The organism is Halorientalis regularis (genome assembly GCF_023698535.1).
Taxonomy (GTDB): Archaea; Halobacteriota; Halobacteria; order Halobacteriales; family Haloarculaceae; genus Halorientalis; species Halorientalis regularis.
In genome coordinates this window covers 1-5,022 of sequence record NZ_JALJCL010000034.1, presented here as the reverse complement: position 1 = coordinate 5,022, position 5,022 = coordinate 1, and the positions used below count along the sequence as shown (strand labels likewise).

Below are 5,022 nucleotides of genomic sequence, written 5' to 3'. Positions count from 1 at the left end.
GTTGTACCAGGACTTTGGAAGGAAGCCGACTTCGAGGCCCCACTCCCGCGCCCAGCGCGTGATATCCATCCAGCCGTTTCGCTGCTGCTGGTTGGGATCGGCGGTCTTGGAGGGTGTGACCATCTCGACGTTGCCGGGATAGACGTGCATCCCATACAGCGCCGGCTCGCCGTCCTCGTCGAGCCAGAGCGTCTTGTGATCAGCGTGGGGCGGCGAGTGGGGCGGCTCGTCGCGAGCGCCGATTGTCTCGAGTTCGCGTTCCTCCCACCCGCGTGTCTCGGGACAGGGGCACTCGTCCTCGCCGGTGATGAGACGACGGATGCAGGGCCGCTCTGCGGGCTGTGAGAGGTCGAAGGCGTCAACGAAGGCATCCCGCTGACACTCGCCCATGATTGCTGCCAGCGCCCGCCAGATGTCGTTCCAGGCGAGGTCCTTTGGCTCGTGGTCGAGGTAGTCGTGAACAGCCTGTTCGAGCTGTCGATATTCGGACCAGGACGGGACAGGCTCACTTGGGCCGGGCGTCGGCAGGTCATCATCGGGTCCTCGAGTCATCGCTGCCAGCCTTCTCCAACCGCTGGAATCACTGAATCGTAGAGGTCGAATTTGTAGATCCCATCTAGATACGGCTCTCGAACGTCCTCATCGTACTGTTCGTAACTTGCGGTCATGTACGTCTGGTCCTCGGTGTCGCCGTCGTTATCTGAATCGCCACGAATCCGCTTTTTGCGAATCCGGTCGGGGATGGCTCCGTCGTGCAATTCCGACTTGGCCGGACTGTGAGCGTTGCTAAAGTAGTGTCTGGCGACGTGGTAGGTCATCTTCTGTTCGGTCACGAGGCCGTTGTCCCAGCAAATCGACCGCCAGTGTTCGGTCCGACAGTCTCGGCATCTGAACCGGCGTCCTGGCTTCTCGCCCTGCTCTAGATTCTCCTCGATCACGCTGCCACCACAGTCCGGACACTCATCAAGCGATTCCTCAGCCCCAAATTGCTGAATACTGTCAGTGTAAGAGTCTTCCTGCCACAGTCTCTTATAAAGCCCCTGGTCTGTTGGCCGGCGCACTTCGTCTGACCCTCGAAAAACGAAAAGCGGGTTGACAACGTGGTCGTACGTCGGTGGACGGGTGAGCAGCCATTCGATAAGTGCTGTCTTCAGTTCGCTATCGAGCGGCAAGATGCTCCCACCATCTTCTTTGCGCTTGTTCCCCTTCGCTGAGTCTCGAATTTCACCTGCCGCCTCTGGGCCTGGAGTCTCCTCGTTCGGAATTTCGTCGCCTTCGTTGAATCCCTCATATATCAACAGAGTATCTGGCTTATCTCGAACCCGAGGGTCTAGTCGCACGTCGTGGTTTTCGACGATTTGCCAGAATACCGGATGATCGATATGCAGACAACGCAAATCGATGTTGACGACTTCGGAAAATCGCGTACCGTGTTTGAGTCCGGATAGCCAGAAGGCACGGCTGAACGGGAGGGCTAGCCAGTTCACAAATCGCTGCATCCGGTGGAAGGGGATATGTGGCCGGTCTGCTTCGAGATCGTGATTCTGTTTGAATGTCTTTAGCGGGCCTTTCACCGGGTTTCCGGCAAATGCGTTGTTTTCTTCGAGAACGTTGTAGAAGTGGCTCAAGGCACCCAATTTATTTGCAACTGTACGATCAGCGAGGCTGGGGTCTGGTTTTAGTTCATCGTCACGGAATGAGGCAATATCGGCTTCAACGACATCGCGGAGATCAAGAATAGAGGCGTCGACACGGGGAGCGATTTCCTCATGCAAATACCGATCCAATCGACGGACTGCTCGCTCTTTACCTTGCAAGTCTCCCGATGTTAGCTCATTTTCTCTTTCTTTCAGAAATTGCTCAATCGGCCGCAAACGCCACTCTCGTTCGGCCTGCTCACGACGTTCTTCGCGGGTCCGTGTATTGACCCGGGATGTGTCACGTCTCTCGCGCTTCTCGTCTTGACTGCTCGTGTTACTCATTGGTCTTTATGTATCCGTCATCGACCAGTGGCTGGATTTTGTCTTGTTGACTGAGTTGCTTCAGTGCCTCTGTAACCTGTTCCCGCTGTTCGTCCTCGGTCCCGAAGACTGCTGTCCGGACTTCTTCTTTCGTGAGCGCACGATGTTCGTCTACAGGGAGATTTGATAGGATGGCCCCTGTGAGGTCTCCTTCAGTAGTCTCGAGTGACGAATCGAACGAGGCTGCTCCTGCTCCCTCACTGAGATTGCGGAGTCGTTCGATATCCATCTCCCCAGAACTTTGGAAAACGAGCCGACCCACTTCGATACATTTTCTGATATATTCAGCGCGAGTCAGTCCTAGCTCCTCGGCTTCAGAGCCATATTTGCTGACGGCTTCAGCGGGAGCCTTTCCAAGAGCTTTGTTCCCCATATATGCCCCATATTTCTGCAGTAAGTTATATATTTTGATATAATGATGTACTCAGTCGGCTTCAACATCCGATTCTTTATATACACTTTTATACCACCAAAAATGCATTCAATTGGATTCATTATCCCTGAAGTCAACTGAATACTGTAGAGATCTGCATTAGGGGGTAGTAATGGGTGACAACAAACATTATTACAGTAGCTCACAGTAATTATGGGCAAGACAAATGACAGGGGACGATTCAGAGCATGTCGAGATTGGCCGCAAAGAACCTCTGGAACTTGACAAGAGAGGCCGCGTGACCATCCCCAGCAACATCCGTGAGCGACACGGCATCCAACCCGAGGACGGAAAAGAAATCTGGGTGGAGATCACGATTGAGGAAGCCGAAATCAAATATCACCAAGACGACGAGGACGGGGGTGACGCCTAGAGCTGACGCTCGGTGCGGCGAGTTCCAGGGGGCAGAACCGACGCCCCCATCTCCTAAGTGGACTACTACCTTGGCCCGGTATTGTCCACCTAGGACTCGTCGCCCTGGGTATTAGGGTCTTTCTCACCCCGATTCCACAGGCCGATTCTATTGAAATCCGAGGTAGTGAGCCGTGAGCGTCGGAAAATTCGACGCTGACGGGGGAGGTGGCCGGTGACTCTCGTTCTGTCCTCACAGGACCGGGCTAACGCTCTCCACATCGACGCTAGTGATTCCCCCCCGTCTGCTGTCTTGCAGTCGATTTTGACGAGCGACGAGTTCCAGGAGGCCCTCACCGACGCCGTCCGTGACATACTCGCTGGGACGAAAAAATCCGAGCGGACATTGACACTTCGCGAGCAAGGGTTGACGGCCCGAGACGGGCGATACGCGCCGCTCGTCGGTTGCTTGGATGTTCGAGAAGAGGACGCTCTTCCCCACCAGATACCGCCAGAACCGGTCGACCACAAGAACACCCTTCGATACACTGTGGCACTCGGACGCGGGGAGTCAGCGCCCGTCTGGAGTGACTATCTGACGCTTGAGGAGGCTCTGGAGTCCGACCTCGTCGACGACCCACTCGCCGTGCTTGCCGCTGCCGGTGTAACGCCAATCGCTGCTCGGATTGACAAAGACGACTTCGCAGAGCGACCCCGTCGGCAGCGAGAGAATACGCTTCAGTTGCTCGCGACATTCGCCACCCAGTGTGATGTCTACCTTGTCTGCACGTGGCTCAGGGCCCGCTGGTTGGCCGACAATCTCCGCTCTGACCCGCCGCTGAACTTTGATAGCTGTTTGGATACTGGGCGTGATGGCCCCCATCCAGCTGAAGAAGTGGCTTCCCACGCTCTCAGGACGCTTAACCCCGAGTGTGGATCCGTCCAAGTCCTGCGCGAATTGGCCGACGAACCCACACAGACAGTCCCACAGTCATCATTGCCCGACTTGGTTCGTCGTGATGCGTCGGCGGTCAGCCAGCATCTCAACAAGCACGAAGGGCTTGATCTGGTTGATCGCTACTCTGTCGGTGCTGGTGACCATGTTTTACTCTGTGAGGTCGGGTCGGTCCTGTTAGACCGTCTCGACGCCGAAACCGGCCGGCAGGCCAAAGCTAACTGCTTGTTTGATACAACCGGACACTCCAACAAGAGGCCGTCTAAACCCCCGGGGTGAAGGAGGACCGCCAGGACAGCGACCGCTGACAGCGGCTGCCGATAACATCACCACGGTAGCCCGGCTCGCCAGCCGATCCAACCACCGGGCGGCGGGGCTAGTACTTAAGTTAGCGCCGTTTGAACAGCTACAGCGACACGACAGGCTCAGAACCAAACGCCTGGAAAATGGGACGCCCCGCGAGGGTCCCAGTGCACCAACACTTCCCTCGCGGCTTACGTCTCATTTCTCCAGCCTGGCTAATAAGCGTTCCCCACAGACAGCGGTAGCGCTGTCTCTCGCGGGGGAGCGTGCCTGCCCGCATGGCAAGAGCCGTGTCTGTAGTCAGCCCTGAGCATGGCCGGCGCGACCCACTCTCCCGACCGATTTGCCGTGCTTGGCTGCCGCGAGTGCGAGTCACTCTGGGTGGCCGAGCACTACCACCAGCAGGACCGCGTCGAATGTCCCCGCTGTGGGCACAGTCGCAACCCCGGGAGCATCAAAGCCCAGGCCACGGCTGGAGACTGGCAGGTCGCCTGTGAGCAGCGCGCGCGGTTGCTAGCTCGTCGCGCAGATGAGCTTGGTGAGTACATCGGCACTGTCGATGACTACGGCCGGCTCGAAGACGAAATTGACTACACGGTTCCGACCACGTCTCTCGAGCAGGACGCTGGCTACCATGATGTGTTCGGCGATCTCGTCGACGGGCGGCTCGATCAGTGGGCCGAGCAGCGCCGGGCAGTTCTTCGCGACGAGGCCGATGCCTACCTGGAGCGTCGCTTTGGCACGCTCAACGGGGACTTTCAGTACGACGCAGACCGTTCACTCGATTTTGAGACGGCAGCGGGCTCGCTGACACCGTCGCTGAATGACGGCGGAGACGTGCGGGCCGACATTCACGCCACCGCCAACAGCGCGCCGGCCGACCTCTGGCATGAGATCGCCACGTCGAACGGGTTCCAAGACGCGCTGGTCGCGGCCGTGCGTGAGCTCTGTCAGGGGGC

General features: G+C 57.6%; 5 protein-coding genes and 1 pseudogene. 3 read left to right on the top strand and 3 right to left on the bottom strand.

What is annotated here, in order from left to right:
• From MU521_RS21175 to MU521_RS21165, 3 genes are all read right to left on the bottom strand, one after another.
• On the bottom strand, positions 1–552 hold a 552-nt coding region (locus MU521_RS21175), incomplete at its 3' end, for a hypothetical protein (RefSeq protein ID WP_250864851.1).
• Positions 549–1,982, bottom strand: coding sequence for a hypothetical protein (locus MU521_RS21170; protein WP_139171239.1), 1,434 nt, complete (start codon positions 1,980–1,982; stop codon positions 549–551). The genes MU521_RS21170 and MU521_RS21175, both read right to left, overlap by 4 nt.
• Entirely contained in the window at positions 1,975–2,394 is a 420-nt protein-coding gene (locus MU521_RS21165; protein WP_139171241.1) for a hypothetical protein, read from the bottom strand. The genes MU521_RS21170 and MU521_RS21165 overlap by 8 nt, the downstream gene beginning before the upstream one ends.
• Positions 2,395–2,620: 226 nt before the next feature.
• On the opposite strand from MU521_RS21165, the gene MU521_RS21160 reads away from it, so the two are divergent.
• The 3 genes and pseudogenes from MU521_RS21160 to MU521_RS21150 all read left to right on the top strand — a co-directional run.
• Positions 2,621–2,827: a division/cell wall cluster transcriptional repressor MraZ gene (locus MU521_RS21160; RefSeq protein ID WP_092695826.1), complete on the top strand. Its 207-nt coding sequence runs from the start codon at positions 2,621–2,623 to the stop codon at positions 2,825–2,827.
• A gap of 303 nt (positions 2,828–3,130) precedes the next feature.
• Positions 3,131–4,039, top strand: a complete 909-nt coding sequence (locus tag MU521_RS21155; protein WP_250864850.1) for a hypothetical protein — start codon at positions 3,131–3,133, stop codon at positions 4,037–4,039.
• A gap of 405 nt (positions 4,040–4,444) precedes the next feature.
• Positions 4,445–5,022, top strand: a pseudogene (locus MU521_RS21150) (DUF5817 domain-containing protein); the annotation flags it as partial.